This window comes from Pseudodesulfovibrio sp. 7M6, from assembly GCF_050058625.1.
GTDB classification, from domain to species: domain Bacteria; phylum Desulfobacterota; class Desulfovibrionia; order Desulfovibrionales; family Desulfovibrionaceae; genus Pseudodesulfovibrio; species Pseudodesulfovibrio salinus.
The window spans coordinates 868,238-885,040 of record NZ_CP188816.1; the positions used below are offsets into that span (position 1 = coordinate 868,238).

Sequence of the window (16,803 nt, forward strand, 5' to 3'; positions counted from 1 at the left end):
ATTGGGCGTTTCCGGATCAGACCGGAAACATCCCGACAGCGGGAATAGACGGCCTGAAACCATCTTTGACAGCACTCCCATTGCTCCGGTCTCCTCGGCTCCTTTTTGCCTGGACTCCCTCGAATGAAGCCGACCCCCGAGTGAAACATCAAGGAGATTACCGTGCTCAGATACATCCTGAGACGTTGCGCCATGTTGGTCCCTGTGCTTCTTGGCGTTGTTTTCATCGTTTTTCTCATGCTCTACGTCACCCCGGGCGATCCCGCCCGGATGGTGCTCGGTGAACAGGCGCCGCAGGCGGATGTGGACAATCTGCGCCAGGAGATGGGACTGAACGACCCCTTTCTGCTCCAGTTCGGCCGATATGTATACAAGGCGGTTGTTGAAGGCGATATAGGTCGTTCCTACATCACCAAGCGGCCAGTTTTGGGCGAACTGATGGAGGCCTTTCCCGTCACCTTGAAACTGTCCGCTCTGGCCATGGGCATTGCCTTGCTGGTAGGCATTCCCTGCGGCATTGTTACGGCCGTGAAGCAATATTCGATTTTCGACAACATTGTGACATTGTTCGCTTTAATAGGCATATCAATGCCGGTCTTCTGGTTGGGGCTGCTCATGATCCTGCTGTTCACGGTCAAATTGAATTGGCTGCCTCCATCAGGGTTCGACTCTTTTGACGCCATGATAATGCCTGCGGCTACACTCGGCCTGCAAAGTGTGGCCATCATTACCCGAATGACGCGGTCTTCCATGCTCGAAGTCGTCCGCCAGGACTATATCTGTACGGCGCGCGCCAAAGGGCAGAAGGAGAGTGTGGTCATCAGGAAACACGCCTTGCCCAATGCCTTGGTCCCGGTCGTCACCATCGCCGGTATCCAGTTCGGAATACTGCTGGGCGGCGCTGTCCTGACGGAAATCATATTCTCCCTTCCCGGCCTTGGCCGACTCATGGTCAGCTCCATCGAGATGCGCGACTATCCCATGGTGCAGGGCGGTGTCCTGTTTATCGCTCTCGCATTTTGCTTGGTCAATCTCGGGGTGGATCTGCTCTACGCCTGGCTCGATCCACGCATAAAATCCCAATACGTATAGAGGACCCCTCATGCAGAATAAAAGGAAATCACTTTGGGGGCAGGTCTTTGTCCGGCTCAAAAAAAACAGGATGGCACTCGTCGGTCTGGCCATTCTTTTAGCCATTTTGCTCACGGCGTTGTTTGCCAATGTCATCGCCCCCTTCCCCTATGATGAGCAGGACCTCCTGGCTACTTTGGAAGGTCCATCTTTCCAGCACTGGTTCGGCACGGACGAATTCGGCCGGGATATCTTCAGCCGCATCATTTTCGGCAGCCGCATTTCGCTTCAGGTCGGTTTTGTGGCCGTAGGCTTTTCCGTCGCTGTAGGCGGCTTTCTCGGCGCTGTTGCGGGCTACTACGGCGGTAAGATCGACAATGTGATCATGCGCGTCATGGATGTCCTGCTCTCCATACCGCAGTTGCTGCTCGCCATCTCTGTCGCGGCATCTCTTGGTCCTGGGCTTCTGAACCTGATGCTGGCGGTCGGCATCGCTGCCATTCCGCAATACGCTCGGCTCGTGCGGGCCTCTGTTCTTTCGATTAGAGACCAGGAATTCGTCGAGGCGGCCATTTCGGTTGGCTCAGGCGATCTACGCATCATCTTCAAGCACATTCTGCCGAACTGTCTGGCTCCGATCATAGTCCAGGCAACCTTGGGCGTGGCCTTCGCGATTCTTATCGCCGCAGGCCTGAGTTTTATTGGCCTGGGATTGGAACCTCCCACCCCCGAGTGGGGCGCCATGCTCTCCGGCGGCAGGGAATTTATTCGGGACTACCCCTATATGACCCTGTTCCCCGGTCTGGCCATCATGATCACCATTCTTGGCCTAAACTTCCTGGGTGACGGACTCAGGGATGCCTTGGACCCGAAGCTCCGTAACTGATCAACTCCGGGAGGGCACCTGCCTGCGCCCGGAGCCAGATTGATTTCAGCCCCACAACGGGAGTCACGATACATGCCAAACACTTCATTGTTATCCATCCGGAACCTCGATGTCTGCTACACAACGGACAACGGTACAGTACAGGCGGTTTCCGGCTTGAATCTCTCCATCAAAAAAGGCCAGACGCTCGGCTTGGTTGGGGAGACCGGTGCCGGAAAGACCACCATGGCCATGTCGGTGATGCGACTCATCGCCTCGCCTCCAGGAAAAATCACCGGCGGTGAAATATTCTTTGAGGGAACCGACCTTCTCAAGACCTCCGATTCGGCTATGCGCAAGGTGCGCGGCGGGAAAATTGCCATGATTTTCCAAGACCCGATGACGTCCTTGAACCCCATTATGCCCGTGGACGAACAGGTCGCGGAAATGGTGGCCCTGCACAACAAGCAGTCCAAACAGGAATCGCTCAAGCGGGCGTTGGCCATGCTCGAATTGGTCGGCATCCAACCAGACAGGGCGGGCGAGTACCCGCACCAGTTCAGCGGCGGAATGAAACAGCGCGTGGTCATCGCCATCGCGCTGGCCTGCAACCCGGCCCTGCTCATTGCCGACGAGCCGACCACCGCCCTGGACGTTACCATCCAGGCCCAGGTGCTCGAACTCATGAAAGGCCTCAAGGAGCAGTTCAACACGGCCATGATAATGATCACCCACGACCTCGGTATTGTGGCCGAGACCTGCGATCATGTGGCCATCATGTATGCGGGGCGTATCGTCGAGGAAGCCGACACCACTTCACTTTACGCGAATCCAAGGCATCCCTATACACAAGGGCTTTTCGCCTCTATTCCCAACGTCAAGGAGGAGCGGGAGTCGCTGGCTGTCATTCCGGGGCTGCCGCCTGAACCGACCGACATCCCGTCCGGCTGTCCGTTTCACCCGCGTTGTTCCCACGCCATGGAGCGCTGCAAGGTGGAAAAACCCAAACCGGTGGTCGTGAGCGATGGGCACGTCGTCGCCTGTTTTCTTGAAGGAGGTGCCTCGTGAGCGCGCCGTTCGTTCAGGTGAAGAACCTGAAAAAGTATTTTGAAACACGAAAGGGACCTCTCCATGCGGTGGACGATGTCACCTTTGATATCCAAAAAGGGGAGACCCTTGGGCTCGTAGGGGAATCCGGCTGCGGCAAATCCACCACCGGACGTGCCGTCATCCGTCTCCTGGAGCCTTCCGACGGACAGGTTTTCATCGGTGGTCAGGACATCCTGCGCCCCTCTCGCCGGGAGGTGAAGGCACTGCGTTCCAAGATGCAGATGGTCTTTCAGGATCCATACTCCAGCCTCAATCCGAGGCTTTGCGTGGCAGATCTCATTGCTGAACCGCTCGATGTGAAGAAGGTCGGTTCCTCGGCCGATCGGACAAAGCGTGTTAGAGAGCTTTCGGATATCGTCGGCCTGAGCAAAAGTCTCGAAAACGCCTACCCACATGAATTGGACGGCGGCAGGCGACAGCGTGTCGGCATTGCGCGGGCTTTGGCCCTGAACCCTGAATTCATCGTCCTGGACGAGCCTGTTTCGGCTCTGGACGTATGTATTCAGGCGCAGGTGCTCAACCTGCTGGATACCCTGCAAAAGGAAATGGGACTGACCTATTTGTTCATCTCCCATGACCTTTCGGTGGTTCACCATGTTTCGGACCGCATCGCGGTCATGTATCTGGGCCGTATTGTGGAGATGGCTGACTACAAAACCATTTTTACGAATCCGCTGCATGCCTACACCAAGGCACTGCTGTCGGCCATTACCGTACCGATCCCGAATTTGAATCCAAAACGCATTATTCTGGAAGGTGACGTGCCAAGTCCCATCAATCCGCCAGAAGGATGCCGCTTTGCCGGTCGCTGCTACTTCGATAAAATAGGTGCCTGCACCTCTGAAACGCCAAAGTTGGTGGAGGTGGCCTCCGGCCATTTCGTGGCCTGCCATGTGGTGGAACGGGAGCTGGCGAGTCTGGTATAACCAGGTCATCGGATCGATCAAGTTCAAAGGAAGCAAGAGATGTCTGAATCGAGAATGGATACAATGGAAAAACGGTTTGTCCGCTATTGCAAGGTGGACACCCAGAGCGACCAGAATTCTACCACGGCTCCCAGCACGGCCTGCCAGCTCGACCTGTCCCGCATGTTGATAGATGAACTTCTTGAGCTGGGTATAGGTGATGCCGAACTGACCGAATACGGTGTGGTATTCGGCACCCTGAAAGGCAACGTGACGGATCGCACTGTCCCGACCATCGCCTTTGTGGCCCATGTGGATACGGCCCCCTCGTTTTTTGCCGAGGGCGTCAAGCCGCTGGTCCACCGGGATTGGGACGGCAGCCCCATCGTACTGCCCGACAATCCCGACGTAGTCATCGACCCGGCCTTGCAGCCGTACCTGCAAAGCAAAAAGGGCGACACAATCGTCACCGCCAGCGGTACCACCCTGTTGGGAGCGGACGACAAAGCGGGCATCGCCATCATCATGGGGCTCATTGATTACCTCAAGGCCCATCCCGAGATTCCCCGGGGCGACATCCGCATCTGTTTCACCCCGGACGAGGAGATCGGACGGGGCGTGAGCGACGCCATGGTCAAGGACCTCAAAGCTGAATTTGCCTATACCTTGGATGGTGAAAACCCCGGTGATCTGGTGGCTGAGACCTTTTCCGCCGACAGGGCCGTGATCAACATCAAGGGCGTGTCTATCCATACTTGCTGCGCCAAGGATCGGCTGGTTAACGCGCTTTACCTGGCATCCAAGATCGTTACCATGCTGCCAAAGGACCACCTTAGTCCCGAATCAACTGAGGGCCGTGAGGGCTTTATCTTCATGGAGGGGATCTACGGCAACGCCGCCGAAGCGGACATGATACTGAATCTGCGCGATTTTGAATTGGACGGTCTTAAGGCACAAGCTGAACTGCTGGAAAGCATCTGCAATACGGTCAATCGTACCGAGCCCAGAGCTCGAATCACATGCACGGTGACGCCGCAGTACAGGAATATGCGCTACTGGTTGAAGGACGACCCGCGTCCCGTGGAACTGGCCCAAAGGGCATACGCAGATGAAGGCATGCCGCCGAATATGCTTCCTTTCCGGGGAGGAACGGACGGGTCGATCATGACCGAAAAGGGCATTCCCACCCCCAACATTTTTTGCGGAATGCAGGCTCCCCACGGACCCATGGAGTGGGTCAGCATCCAGGACATGGATAAAGCGCTGCTCATCTGCGCCCGCGTGGTCCGTTACTGGGCCGAAGAAGCCTGAACCATATCCTGCTGAAACTTCCGGGCAAGGCCGCGGGTTACCTAATCCGCGGCCTTGCCACTTGATAACGCGGGGCCAGGTCCGGATTTGCCCCTTGACATTCACAGAGTCAAAGCCGCCATGAAGGCGGCCGGGCTCGGCCGCCTAGGACTCCACGATCTGCCCCATTCCTTCTCTGTCGCCTTCCTCGAAAAGGGCGGCAGCATCACAGCCCCTGCATGAGCTGCTCGTCCACTCCGAATTCAGGATCACATCCGACACCTACGCGCACGTCACCAACGACGCCCTGTAGGAAGCCGCCAACTTGGTGGCTTCGGTCCGTTGGATTTGCTTGAACCGAAGTGATTGGTTGTGATTTGCGGATTTTCCATCTTGGAAAGGACGAAATCAACGGTGGCTTTTAGATCATATGAGCTAGGCTTAAAGCAGTCTTTGATCTTATCGTATTCATTGACACTGTTTTCATAAATTCCGTATTTCGCGTACTGCGGCAGAGTTTCACTTTTGAAGATGAGTTCACTGCCTTCGTCCATTTTTTCAAAAGTAATATCTGCAAGTTTCCAATAAAAACGAAGCCAGCAATGGTATTCGTTTTCATCGTACCAATACCCTTTTACCAGCTCCGGTTCGAAACCTTTTGACAAAGAATTTCGTAGGCAATTATGTTTGCCCATTCGCAGCTTCCCTTCCGGGAAGGCCGTTAGGATGCCACTCAACAACGGTTGAAAAGCCCGGCCTAGTCCGGCTTTTCTTTTGCTCTTTGACATAACCAGCCATCACCATCGCCGAAGGTGTGGTGGCCCAGTACAAGGAGACCGGCAACGTCCAAGAGGGCATCGCCCAGCTGGCCCAGGCCTCGGGTCTGGAATGGGTGGCCGAGATCGCCGATCGCGACGACGTGGACTGGCAGGCTGTCCTGGAGGGCAACCCCTATGCGGGCACCCTGGAAGGCGGAGTGTCCTTCCTCGATCGCGGCCAGATAAACCGCGTCACCATCGGCGAAGGCGAAATCATTATCCGCTCCGTCCCCGACACCGATCGAATCACTTTTCGCCTCTCAGCCTGGTCGCCGAGCACAAAAAACGGCCTATGCCACCGCCCTCCAGACCCCGACGACAACAAAGCAGCCCCCAAGGGGTGCGGGCCGCCTGCATTAACATGAGGGACCCTGCAACCAATGACGGGATATGCTGTCGGTTCGCTTTGGAGCAATTCGCACCACACCATAAGTAACACGGTTCGCGCTGCATCTTGGGCCTGTCATTTGTGATCAGGCTGTCTGTTCTTGTGCTTTCAACCGCGCCGCTTTCCGCCCAGTTTTCCTTCAAGGGTCGAATCGACGACCTCAACGAGAAACTCGATCATTGTTTGCCTGTCCAAAGGCAGAGGGGGTGGGGACGAAAGCAAACCATACCCATCGTAAAAGGGAATGAGCAAACTCACCGCCCTGTCGGTGGCTTCTGCCGTTTTGGCAAAGGGGGCGAGCGCCTTGGCAACCTCATCCGCATAGACGTGATAGTACTCGTGCAGACGGCGTTGTATGCCGTCGTTTCTCGTCGCGATCCCCCACAACTCGCGAAACACCTTCCCGATCTCGGACTCGGCATACTCCATGCCGTAGGTCGCAAGAAAACGGAGCATCTCGTCCCTGCCCTCCGGGCAATGTTCCGAAAGGGCCGCATTGTAATGGTCGCCGCATCGCAAGAAATATTCATCAAGCACCCCGGCAAGCAATTCGTCTTTGTTCTTGAAATAGTATTGCAGGTTTCCCAGCGACATCCCGGCCTTGGCCGCCACTTTCCGCATGGACAGTCCCTGCTCGCCATAGTCCCGGAGTATCTCTAGGGTGCTATCAATAATCAGCGGTATCTTGGGATTGCTTTTCTGATTGGCGTTAAGAGCCATGTTCACTCCTTCATTCAATTCTTTATCCCGTTATTCGGTCGGCCGACCTAATTCTGTCAACCCCGTGAACCAACCTTCTTTTGGCAAGGTTGACTAAATGGGTCACATGACCTATTTGTCGTCGCAGAGCGGTTAGGTCGACTGACCTAAAGCCGCCCAAACCCAAATCATCCAATTCAAGAAAGAGGAGTCAATATGAAGGTTATCAATATCCTGGGAAGCCCCCGAAAGAAGGGGACGAGTAGCCGCATTGCCCAGACTTTTACCGATGCTATGGAGAAAAAGGGGGCGCAAGTAGAACATTTCTACCTCAACGGCATGACGTACAAAGGGTGTCAGGGGTGCGAACAATGCCATACGAAACAGGATAAATGCATCCTGAATGACGATCTGACCGCAGTCCTTGACGCGATGCGCACGGCGGACGTGACCGTATTCTCAAGTCCCGTCTATTTCGGCGACATATCCGGCCAGTTCAAATCCTTTTTCGATCGAACCTGGTCCCATGTGGCGATAGACTATGCGAACGAAGATCCCTTCACCTCCCGCCTCCCAGAAGGAAAAACCGCCGTGTTTATTCTGAGTCAGGGGGATGTTGAGGCCAATCATGGGGATATTATCGAACGGTACCGCTCCATCTTTGATCGCCATGGGTATGACCTGAAAATCATTCGCGCAACCTCACTGATGAGCGGCAGACCGGATGAGGACGTTTCCCAGGCCCAAAATGAAGCGGCCAAGATTGCGGAAGCGCTGTCCTAGCCCCGACCTCAACAATCAAAGCCTTGAGGCATACAGTCGTCTCGTACCTCCAATCCGCCATCCAAACTCACGCACAGCATGAACGCAAAAGGGCTTACGAGTACTCGTAAGCCCTTTTGATTTGCTCATTCAGTTTTGTTTAGAACTTTTTGAACTCTGAATCGTCGTTACTGCCAAAGTCGAGTTCTACACCCGACGGAGCCGAGTTGAGAGGCTTTGGTGCAGGAGTCGTTACTCTCCGGGTGACGGTTGGTTGAGCCTGGAACGAATGTGTTCCCTGATGGTCACGAGTTTTAAAGAAGGAAATCGCGGATCGGAGCTGTACGGATTGTCCTGCCAACTCTTCAGAAGTTGCGGACATTTCCTCTGCTGCGGAGGCTATCTGCTGGATCATTTGGTCAAGTTGTGAAATGGCACGATTGACTTGGTCTGCTCCAGCATTTTGCTCACCGGAGGCTGCGGCGATATCTTGAATCAATTCTGCTGTTCGTTGAATGTCCGGGACTATTTGGTTGAGCATGTCACCTGCGGATTCGGCGACAGCAACGCTGGAGGCGGAGAGATCACTGATTTCGGCTGCCGCTTCACCGCTGCGTTCCGCCAGCTTGCGAACTTCGGCGGCAACAACGGCAAAGCCCTTGCCATGCTCGCCTGCTCGGGCGGCCTCAATGGCAGCATTCAGGGCGAGCAGGTTGGTTTGACGGGCAATATCTTCAATGATGCTGATCTTGTCAGCAATTTTGCGCATGGCATCAACAGTCTGAGCGACGGCTTGGCCACCCTTGCTGGCATCATCTGCAGCGCGACGGGCGATGCGTTCTGTTTCCAATGCATTCTCAGCATTTTGGCTGATGTTGGAAGCCATCTCTTCCATGCTGGCGGAGACTTCTTCTACGTTGGCGGCCTGCTCTGTAGCCCCTTGGCTCAGAGTCTGAGCTGTAGAAGACAGTTCTGAACTGCCAGAGGCTACACGTTCAACGGAATTGCGCACATCTCCCACTACAGATTTGAGCTTATGGCCCATGCCAGTAAGATCTTGAGCGAGTTGGCCGATTTCGTCTTTTTGGTCAATTGCGAGCGAAGCATCCAGATCACCGGATGATATTTGCTGAGTGAAGGCCACGCCCATGCGAATCGGGGTGACAATGGATTTTGCCAGGAAGTATATGATAATAATAAGACCAATGATGGCAGTAACGCTCATGATGATAGAGAGCATGACGGCGTCATTGGAAGCTTCCATTATTCGGCTCATGGGCAAGGCTACACCAAGGGCCCAGCGTTTTCCGGATTGTCCCACAAGGAAGGGAGCTATGACGAGTTCAAACTCTTCGCCGTCTTTTTCAAGAGAGGTGACGAGAGTCTCTCCGCTTTCGAGTGAATCTCTAACCATCCGGTCCATTTCTGAACTGACCGCATCTTTTGTATATTTGCCGACTTTATCAGGGTCGGGGTCGGCTGCGATCATGCCACTATTCGTTATGAGAAATCCATAGCCAGTTTCGAACGGATTGATTCCAGCGACCAAATTGTCGATTTCAGTCATGGCGAGGTCTACACCAGCTGCGCCAATAGTGTTTCCGCTGGCGTCTTTAATGGGCGTTCCGATGGTGACAAGCATGACTTTTCGGCCATCAAATGTATATTCATAGGGGTCTTCGAAGCTATCTGTGCCAGAACGAATTGGATCAAGATACCATTGGCCTTGCAGATTACTGGCTCCAGACATTTTTTTGCCTGTCTGGTACCAAGGCGCATATCTGCCTGATTTATGAGAGCTTGGCTCGCCAACAAACGGAGCATCATCACCATTATATGCGTTGGGTTCATATGCTACCCATGTCGAAGATATAGACGGGTTGGAGTTCGCAACTTCCTTGACGATTTCGTTACCGAGTTTACGGCTGGGGGTATCATTATATTTTTTGATGCCTTCAAAGGTCTGGGCCAGGCCGCGTGCTGCGGCTGCGGCACTATCTAGTTGGGATTTGATTGCGTTCCCATACCGTCCAGCCATTTCTTTGCCCAACTTTTCAGCGTCATCTTGTGTGACGTTCTGGAATTGCGTGACAAGTACTGTCAGAGTAATGCCCATTACTAGTACAACCAGTAGGCCGACTGGGAGTATTATCTTGTTTCTGAGGCTCATATTTTTATATAATTTCATAAAAATCTGTCTTTTTATAAAGTGGATTTTAGGGGTTTAAAATACTACATTTTTAACTGTTAGAGTACCATTGTATATTGAGTTAATGAAAAAGGGAACCCGTACAAAATATTTCGGTCTAAAATTATAATAGTTATAATGAGTTCACAGAATGGAGCTGACCTGCTCCCAGTTTATGTTCCGGGCTTATGTTAATCTGCACTCTTCCTGCTGAGCTTGTCCATCCCCCAGCATAGCTCCCCCTTAGGGGGAGCCGCGCGACCGGCGTGGAGATGCCCCCCCCAATCTACTCCAAGATTTCCCCTTGCACTCAAATGTATATCAGCCAGTATACCAGGGTACAAAAAAAGTACTTACGGATTGTTGTAAGTAATTTATTTCGTTTGAATAATTAATAAAAATTGAACTGAAGGCCTACTGATTACGAAAACCCGTTCTGAAATTGTAAGCTGTGTAATTATTCACTTTTTTAACATTTTTTGCCGTCTTGGCACATAAAAGCATACCCGAGTATACAGCTCGTATGCCAAGATAAAATCCTTTAATTTGGGACGGTTACTTTTAAAATATCAATTTATTATGAGGAATGCATTTCTTAAAATTCATGTTATGTTAGGCGGTTATATGAACGACCTACTGAATGTTGTCCAGGTGCGCATTACCGCGCATTAGGCTTTTGAATGGCCTTCAAGAGGTCGTGGGTTGGATTCCCTTGAGCTCCGCCAATGAATTTACAGGCTTAGAAATTTTTCATTCCAAGCCTTTTTCGTGGAATGTACAAAAGAATATACAAAGAAATCAGGTGATTGAAAAAGTGTGAGCTCTGAACTGTGACCTGTTTACCGGGAGTCGGTCACACCCGCCTCTGTGTTGCATGGGCCATTTCTTAATATAACTCAGGTTTGTTGGAAGATAATACGCCCTTCTGTGATACAGCGTACAGTTACTTGTAACACATTGATACACTGCTGCACTGATTTGATTTTGCCTTATTGTGCAGAATATCCTTTGTTGTCGGGTGAATAGAGGGGAAGAGTGCCTGTCCGCTCCAATGGCGAGCGCATATGTATGGGGCACTGTGCGATATGGCGTAGACAATAATATCGGCGCGTTGTCACGGTTTTCCCAATAGTCGTGACAGGGCATTTGTGACAATTTTTTTAACCGGTTGCGCGAAACTACCCCCAGCCTCTCCTCCTGAGGAGGCTCCCCCCCTTATATTCCGGCAGGTCGCTGGCACCAGACTTGCTCAATGGATGCAATTGTATTGTGAAATGATGCAAAGGCTGATGTCTGCTCCCGTAGAACATGAAGGGCGCTGGTTGGTCCGGTGGCAGGCAGCCTGAGGACTTCATTGATGCACCGTGCATACTCTCATCCCAACACTAAATGAGACATGATGTTTTGCGAAGGAGTGTTAATCATGCTGAGAAAAATGATCCTGAATATCAATAATGCAGACTGCCTTATTGTGTATGATCCAGAAGAATCTTTGGCCGAACGTTTACGCAGCATGGGTCTCACCGGCACCAAGGTCGGTTGTGAGACCGGTCAGTGCGGCATCTGTTCCGTGCTCCTTGACGGAAAGGTCATCCGCGCTTGCACTCGAAAAATGAAGAAGGTGAAGGAGTTCAGCAAAGTCGTCACCATTGAAGGGATCGGTACTCCTTCCAATCTGCACCCGCTGCAAATGGCCTGGCTGGTGCACGGCGGCGCACAGTGCGGTATCTGTGCTCCCGGCTTTATTGTTTCGGCAAAAGGACTGCTGGACACCAATGCTTCCCCGAGCCGGGAGGAAGTACGCGACTGGTTCCAAAAACACCGTAATGCATGCCGCTGCACGGGGTACAAGCCTTTGGTTGATGCGGTCATGTCGGCAGCCAAGGTCCTTCGCAACGAAATAACCATGGAAGATTTGGCGTTTAAGCTTCCCGAGGACCAACGAATCTACAACACGGCGTGCCCCAAGCCAACGGCAGTGGCCAAGGTGACCGGTGTTTGCGACTACGGTGCCGATATCAACAGCAAGCTGCCAGACGGTGTGTTACATTTGGCGCTAAAGCATGCAGACGTTTCCCATGCGAATATCCTCTCCATCGACACTTCGGAAGCGGCCACGATGCCGGGGGTCCGCAAAGTCATCACTCACAAGGACATCAAAGGCTCCAATCGAGTCAATGGGCTGACCTTTTTGCCGGCCAACAAAAGCGACGGCTTTGAAAGGCGGCTGTTGAACGACGAAAAGATTTATCAATATGGGGATGTCGTGGCCATCGTTGCAGCAGACACCGAGGCGCATGCCAGGGCCGCGGCAGACACAATCAAGGTCGAATATGAGTTGCTGACGGCTTATATGGATGGCCTTTCGGCGATTTCGGACGATGCCATGGAGATTCATCCCGGGACCCCGAACCTGTATTGCGAGATGCCGTGCATTAAAGGAGAAGAGACTGCCCCGATCATGGAATCCGCTCCGCATGTGGTGGAGGGAGGATTCTTTGTGCAGCGCCAGCCTCATCTCGTGCTTGAACCCGACGTGGGCCTCGCCTATCCCAACGAGGATGGGGGGTATACGGTTCAGAGTAAACACCAGTTTCTTCAGGCTGTTCCGTTAATGGTCGGTGAAGCTGTCGGTCTCCCGATGGACAAGATCCGTGTGATTTCCAATCCCGCCGGCGGTAGTTTTGGTTCCAAAATGAGCCCGATAACTGAAGGACTGCTGCTCGCTGCCGCCGTCATTATGGAAGCCCCGGTCTGTTTGCACCTGAATTATGATCAGCAAAGTTTCTTTAGCGGCAAGCGTTCCACTGGCTATTTCAATGTTAAAATGGCGGCTGATGCGGACGGCAAGTTGCAGGCAATGGAATATGATTTCCTGTTCGATCATGGGGCGTACCATGACGCTTCGTCCGATCCGCTGATTGAAAAGGGGTTTCGCTGGTGCGGTGCGGGGCTATATTTCCCCAATATACGTGGTGTAGGCAGGATGTGTGCCTCCAATCATGCTTGGGGAACCGCCTTCCGTGCTTTTGGTTCGCCTCAGGCTCTCATGGCCAGCGAATCCCTGGCCGACATGATGGCCGAAAAAATTGGCATGGACCCGTTGGAGTTCCGCTACATCAATACGTACCGGCCCGGAACAACGATGACCTCCGGTTGTGAGATGGATGTGCATCCGTTCCCCACGCTCATCGAAAAAATGCGTCCCAAATATGACGCAGCGTTGCAACGAGCCCAAAAGGAATCCACTGCTACCAGGAAGCGGGGTGTAGGCGTTTCGTTGGGAATGTATGATTGTTCGTTTGCTGCAAACGACAATGCGGAAATCGATGTGGAATTGAACCCTGACGGCACCGTCACCCACTACAGCGGGTGGCACGATATGGGACAGGGCGCAGATATCGGCGCATTGTCGCTGGCGCATGAGGCATTCAAACCTTTGGGGCTGAAGCCGGATCAGATTCGCCTGGTCATGAACGATACCGCTATCACGCCGAACACCGGTGCCGCAGCAGGCAGTCGCTCCCATTATATGGCGGGCAAGGCAACCATTGACGGTGCCAACAAGCTGATGGAGGCCATGCGCAAGGACGACGGCACGTTCAGAACATATCAGGAGATGGTCGATGAGGGACTTCCCCTGAAATACCGCGGGGTATCTTCCACTGTTGGCTGTTCCACGCTCTGCAACCCGAACACCATGCAGGGTGACCCCAACCCCACCCATACCTATGGCGTGTTTATGGCCGAGGTCGAGGTGGACACCGAGACCGGTAAGACCAAGGTACTGAAAATGACGTTGCATGCTGATTTCGGCGTCATCGGCAACCGCCTTGCCGTGGATGGCCAGATGTACGGCGGTATTGCCCAAGGTGTTGGATTGGCACTCCGCGAAAACTTCGAGGATCCCAAGAAGGACACCACGCTGATCGCTCAGGGATTCCCTTACATAAAGGATGTTCCTGATGAAATAGAGCTGGAGTACACGGAAACACCTCGGCCGAGCGGCCCGTTCGGTTCCGGCGGTTGCGCTGAATTATCCCTGACTTCTCCGCATGTCTCGATTGTCAACGCCATCTACAACGCAACGAAGGTCCGCATCTACGAGTTGCCCGCCACACCGGATAAGGTGTTGGAAGGACTCAAAGTGCTGAAGAGCGGCGGAACTCTCAACCCCCCGGCGTATTATCTGGGTAGCGATATGTATGAAAAACTTGAAGAGTTGCGCAACAATCCCGTGAGCGTATAATCGCGAAAACAAGAACGCTTCGGCAATATCCCAAGAGGGGACCCGTTTTACGGGTCCCCTTTTTTTCAACGTTACTCTCTTCTTGTCTCATTGAAGCCTTGTCTGACCGGTATTTCGGCACCCCGTATATCCTCAATAGGCAGAAGATACGGCAGTATTCCATAAAATCCTTTCCATGCGAACATACCAGTATGAGAGAAATTTGGACTGGTCAGATTGTCAACATTATCTTTGTGTGGCACAATATTTATATTCATATGCATTGATATTTCTTATGCGATTATTTGCATTTAAGCGGAATGACCATCGGCGGTGAAAAATGGGAAGCTCTTCCTCCCAACGGGGCGAGAAATCACTTGTTGTAGTTCAGGCATGGGACAGGCTTGTCACATCAAGTTTTGTCGATACTTCATTGCTGCGCAAAGAAGTTGCCCTTTCCTGGGAACGCTGTCTGGGGAACCATGTCAGTACCTCCAAAGGAATCAGCACGATCAAGGACATAGATGTCCTGATCAAACGCGAAGAGAACGAGCGGCTCCGTTGTGCGGCCATGCCGCATATGGAACAGCTCTATGAAGCGATCAAAGGCAAAGGGTATGTAGTTATTTTGACAGACCCCCTGGGGGTCATTTTAGATATATTCGGGGATAAGCGTATGCAGTCCCTTGCCGAGAGCCTCAATGTCGTCCCCGGTTCGGACAATTCGGAAATGGCCATCGGCACTACTGCTCCCGGCATTTCCCTTGTGCGGGGGACACCCATTCAAATCCATGCACATGAGCACTTTTGTCAATTGTATCACAATTGGTCCTGTTCCGCTGCTCCGATCTTCGACTCCCAAGGGCAGTTGCTGGGCTCCCTGGATGTCTCGAATGTTGACCCGTACAACCATCCGCGATTGATGCTTGATCTCGTCAATATGACGGGCAAAAATATAGAAATGGAGTTTCATTTCAGGGAACTTAACAGGCAATACAGCCGGTCATTTCATTACTTTAATACGGTTGTCGAGGAGTTATCCGAGCCAATGGTATTCTTTGATGAAAAGGGCAATATCCGCCATTTGAATCAAAAGGCCCAGGCCCTGATCGGTGCATCGGGAACCAATGCAGAAGGAGCGAAGTACGATGCTGTAATTGCCAACTATGGTAAGCTGATACAGAATCTGCAAAAGGGACAACCGTGGACGGAAGTGCAGTTTGACACTCCGGCTGGGCAAATCGGTGTGGAGGCTCACTTACGGCAGATCCTGGGGGAAAACAAGGAACCCATGGGGGTTGTGGGGTCGCTCAAGAAAAAGGGAACTGTGGAAAACGGGAAAAGCTTGCGGTACACATTCGAGGACTTTGTATCATGCGACAGCAATGTGGCTGCTGTCATTGAGCAGGCCTCAACTGTCGCTGCGATGGATTATACCGTTCTCATTGAAGGAGAAAGCGGTACGGGAAAAGAGATTCTGGCTCAGGCAATCCACAACGGCAGCCCTAGAAAGAACGAACCGTTCATTGCGATCAACTGCGCCGCACTCCCTCGAGAGCTTATTCAAAGTGAATTGTTCGGGTATGAGCAGGGAACCTTTACAGGGGCTAATCGCGGCGGAAAAGCCGGGAAATTCGAACTCGCTGAGGGGGGGGACAATCTTTCTTGACGAGATCGGGGACATGCCCATGGAGGCTCAGGCCAACCTGCTGCGCGTACTCCAGGAAAAGAGCATTACCCGTATCGGTGGTTTGCGTTCCGTTCCGGTCGATGTCAGGGTCATTGCCGCAACTAACAAGGATTTACTGAAGCAGTCGAAGGCTGGTCTTTTCCGGGAGGATCTCTACTATCGCATAGGGGTCATCAATCTGAATATTCCGCCGCTTCGTCAGCGTCCTGATGACATTGAACTCTTACTTGATTTCCTTATTGGCCGATGCCCAAAAAAGCATTTAGCCTGCAAGAAAATTGTATTTTCGGAAGCGGCATTACGTATTCTAAAAGGGTATACTTGGCCAGGTAATGTCCGAGAGATGGAAAACGCCGTTATTTCCATGCTTAGTATGCTTAAGGGTGATACCATCCAGCCTCAGCACCTTCCTCCCAGGATACCTTTGGAAGTGGGGTTCTTTGAAGCCGGAGAGAGTGAAGCTGGTCTTCTTGGAGCCGAGAAGCAGTGTATTTTGACGGCGCTGGAGGAAAACGATGGCAACATTTCTCGGGCGGCCAAAGCGCTGCATGTCAGTCGAGCCACGGTGTATCGGAAAATCCGTAAATATAGTATCCGTATGCCTTGATACCGATCGCTCAACCATTCCAAGGAAACGGGGCAAATGATTCACTTGTAGCTGCCGCCGAATAGTTCGCAACCTGAGCCCTATATGGCTCAGGCATTCGAACGAACGTTGCCCCATAGATTGTTTTTTCAATCCATTTGTAAATCATCTCTTTTCTTTTGGCGGGAGGTCCGGTCAAGTCG

13 protein-coding genes are annotated in these 16,803 nt (G+C 52.6%); 10 read left to right on the forward strand and 3 right to left on the reverse strand.

Annotated elements, in window-relative coordinates:
- Positions 1 to 162 precede the first annotated feature (162 nt).
- From ACI0FG_RS03970 to pepT, 5 genes are all read left to right on the forward strand, one after another.
- Complete coding sequence (locus ACI0FG_RS03970; protein ID WP_419787266.1) at positions 163 to 1,092, forward strand: ABC transporter permease; 930 nt, start codon at positions 163 to 165, stop codon at positions 1,090 to 1,092.
- Positions 1,093 to 1,102: 10 nt separating this feature from the next.
- Positions 1,103 to 1,957 carry an ABC transporter permease gene (locus ACI0FG_RS03975; protein WP_419787267.1) on the forward strand — a complete coding sequence of 285 codons (855 nt, stop codon included), beginning with the start codon at positions 1,103 to 1,105 and terminating at the stop codon, positions 1,955 to 1,957.
- 72 nt (positions 1,958 to 2,029) lie between these two features.
- Complete coding sequence (locus ACI0FG_RS03980) at positions 2,030 to 3,004, forward strand: ABC transporter ATP-binding protein (RefSeq protein WP_419787268.1); 975 nt, start codon at positions 2,030 to 2,032, stop codon at positions 3,002 to 3,004.
- Positions 3,001 to 3,972, forward strand: coding sequence for an ABC transporter ATP-binding protein (locus tag ACI0FG_RS03985; protein ID WP_419787269.1), 972 nt, complete (start codon positions 3,001 to 3,003; stop codon positions 3,970 to 3,972). Before ACI0FG_RS03980 ends, ACI0FG_RS03985 begins: the two co-directional genes overlap by 4 nt.
- Before the next feature lie 39 nt (positions 3,973 to 4,011).
- Positions 4,012 to 5,262 (forward strand): peptidase T, encoded by a 1,251-nt coding sequence (gene pepT / locus ACI0FG_RS03990; protein ID WP_419787270.1) that lies wholly within the window; start codon positions 4,012 to 4,014, stop codon positions 5,260 to 5,262.
- 272 nt (positions 5,263 to 5,534) lie between these two features.
- On the opposite strand, the gene ACI0FG_RS03995 is transcribed toward pepT, so the two are convergent.
- Positions 5,535 to 6,029 carry a hypothetical protein gene (locus ACI0FG_RS03995; protein ID WP_419787271.1) on the reverse strand — a complete coding sequence of 165 codons (495 nt, stop codon included), beginning with the start codon at positions 6,027 to 6,029 and terminating at the stop codon, positions 5,535 to 5,537.
- Between the two features lie 29 nt (positions 6,030 to 6,058).
- Between ACI0FG_RS03995 and ACI0FG_RS04000 the strand changes: the two genes are divergently transcribed.
- Complete coding sequence (locus ACI0FG_RS04000; protein WP_419787272.1) at positions 6,059 to 6,424, forward strand: hypothetical protein; 366 nt, start codon at positions 6,059 to 6,061, stop codon at positions 6,422 to 6,424.
- A gap of 131 nt (positions 6,425 to 6,555) precedes the next feature.
- Here the strand turns inward: ACI0FG_RS04000 and ACI0FG_RS04005 are convergent, their stop codons facing one another.
- On the reverse strand, positions 6,556 to 7,167 hold the full coding sequence (locus ACI0FG_RS04005; RefSeq protein ID WP_419787273.1) for a TetR/AcrR family transcriptional regulator: 612 nt from the start codon (positions 7,165 to 7,167) through the stop codon (positions 6,556 to 6,558).
- A gap of 195 nt (positions 7,168 to 7,362) precedes the next feature.
- On the opposite strand from ACI0FG_RS04005, the gene ACI0FG_RS04010 reads away from it, so the two are divergent.
- Positions 7,363 to 7,929, forward strand: a complete 567-nt coding sequence (locus ACI0FG_RS04010; RefSeq protein WP_419787274.1) for a flavodoxin family protein — start codon at positions 7,363 to 7,365, stop codon at positions 7,927 to 7,929.
- 139 nt (positions 7,930 to 8,068) lie between these two features.
- Here the strand turns inward: ACI0FG_RS04010 and ACI0FG_RS04015 are convergent, their stop codons facing one another.
- Positions 8,069 to 10,096, reverse strand: coding sequence for a methyl-accepting chemotaxis protein (locus ACI0FG_RS04015; RefSeq protein WP_419787275.1), 2,028 nt, complete (start codon positions 10,094 to 10,096; stop codon positions 8,069 to 8,071).
- A gap of 1,423 nt (positions 10,097 to 11,519) precedes the next feature.
- Between ACI0FG_RS04015 and ACI0FG_RS04020 the strand changes: the two genes are divergently transcribed.
- The 3 genes from ACI0FG_RS04020 to ACI0FG_RS04030 all read left to right on the forward strand — a co-directional run bounded on the left by ACI0FG_RS04020 (position 11,520) and on the right by ACI0FG_RS04030 (position 16,621).
- Positions 11,520 to 14,345: a molybdopterin-dependent aldehyde oxidoreductase gene (locus ACI0FG_RS04020; protein ID WP_419788349.1), complete on the forward strand. Its 2,826-nt coding sequence runs from the start codon at positions 11,520 to 11,522 to the stop codon at positions 14,343 to 14,345.
- Between the two features lie 319 nt (positions 14,346 to 14,664).
- The gene (locus ACI0FG_RS04025) at positions 14,665 to 15,993 is read left to right on the forward strand and encodes a sigma-54-dependent Fis family transcriptional regulator (protein WP_419787276.1); all 1,329 of its coding nucleotides are present in this window, start codon (positions 14,665 to 14,667) and stop codon (positions 15,991 to 15,993) included.
- Entirely contained in the window at positions 15,908 to 16,621 is a 714-nt protein-coding gene (locus ACI0FG_RS04030; RefSeq protein ID WP_419787277.1) for a sigma 54-interacting transcriptional regulator, read from the forward strand. Before ACI0FG_RS04025 ends, ACI0FG_RS04030 begins: the two co-directional genes overlap by 86 nt.
- The last annotated feature ends 182 nt before the right edge of the window (positions 16,622 to 16,803 follow it).

Excerpts from the sequence above, each read along its gene's own strand:
- ACI0FG_RS04025 (WP_419787276.1), top strand. The coding sequence starts at position 14,665 with ATGGGAAGCTCTTCCTCCCAACGGGGCGAGAAATCACTTGTTGTAGTT.
- ACI0FG_RS04015 (WP_419787275.1), bottom strand. The coding sequence starts at position 10,096 with ATGAAATTATATAAAAATATGAGCCTCAGAAACAAGATAATACTCCCA.
- ACI0FG_RS03995 (WP_419787271.1), bottom strand. The coding sequence starts at position 6,029 with ATGTCAAAGAGCAAAAGAAAAGCCGGACTAGGCCGGGCTTTTCAACCG.
- ACI0FG_RS04030 (WP_419787277.1), top strand. The coding sequence starts at position 15,908 with ATGAGCAGGGAACCTTTACAGGGGCTAATCGCGGCGGAAAAGCCGGGA.
- ACI0FG_RS04005 (WP_419787273.1), bottom strand. The coding sequence starts at position 7,167 with ATGGCTCTTAACGCCAATCAGAAAAGCAATCCCAAGATACCGCTGATT.
- pepT (WP_419787270.1), top strand. The coding sequence starts at position 4,012 with ATGTCTGAATCGAGAATGGATACAATGGAAAAACGGTTTGTCCGCTAT.
- ACI0FG_RS04010 (WP_419787274.1), top strand. The coding sequence starts at position 7,363 with ATGAAGGTTATCAATATCCTGGGAAGCCCCCGAAAGAAGGGGACGAGT.
- ACI0FG_RS03980 (WP_419787268.1), top strand. The coding sequence starts at position 2,030 with ATGCCAAACACTTCATTGTTATCCATCCGGAACCTCGATGTCTGCTAC.
- ACI0FG_RS03975 (WP_419787267.1), top strand. The coding sequence starts at position 1,103 with ATGCAGAATAAAAGGAAATCACTTTGGGGGCAGGTCTTTGTCCGGCTC.
- ACI0FG_RS04020 (WP_419788349.1), top strand. The coding sequence starts at position 11,520 with ATGCTGAGAAAAATGATCCTGAATATCAATAATGCAGACTGCCTTATT.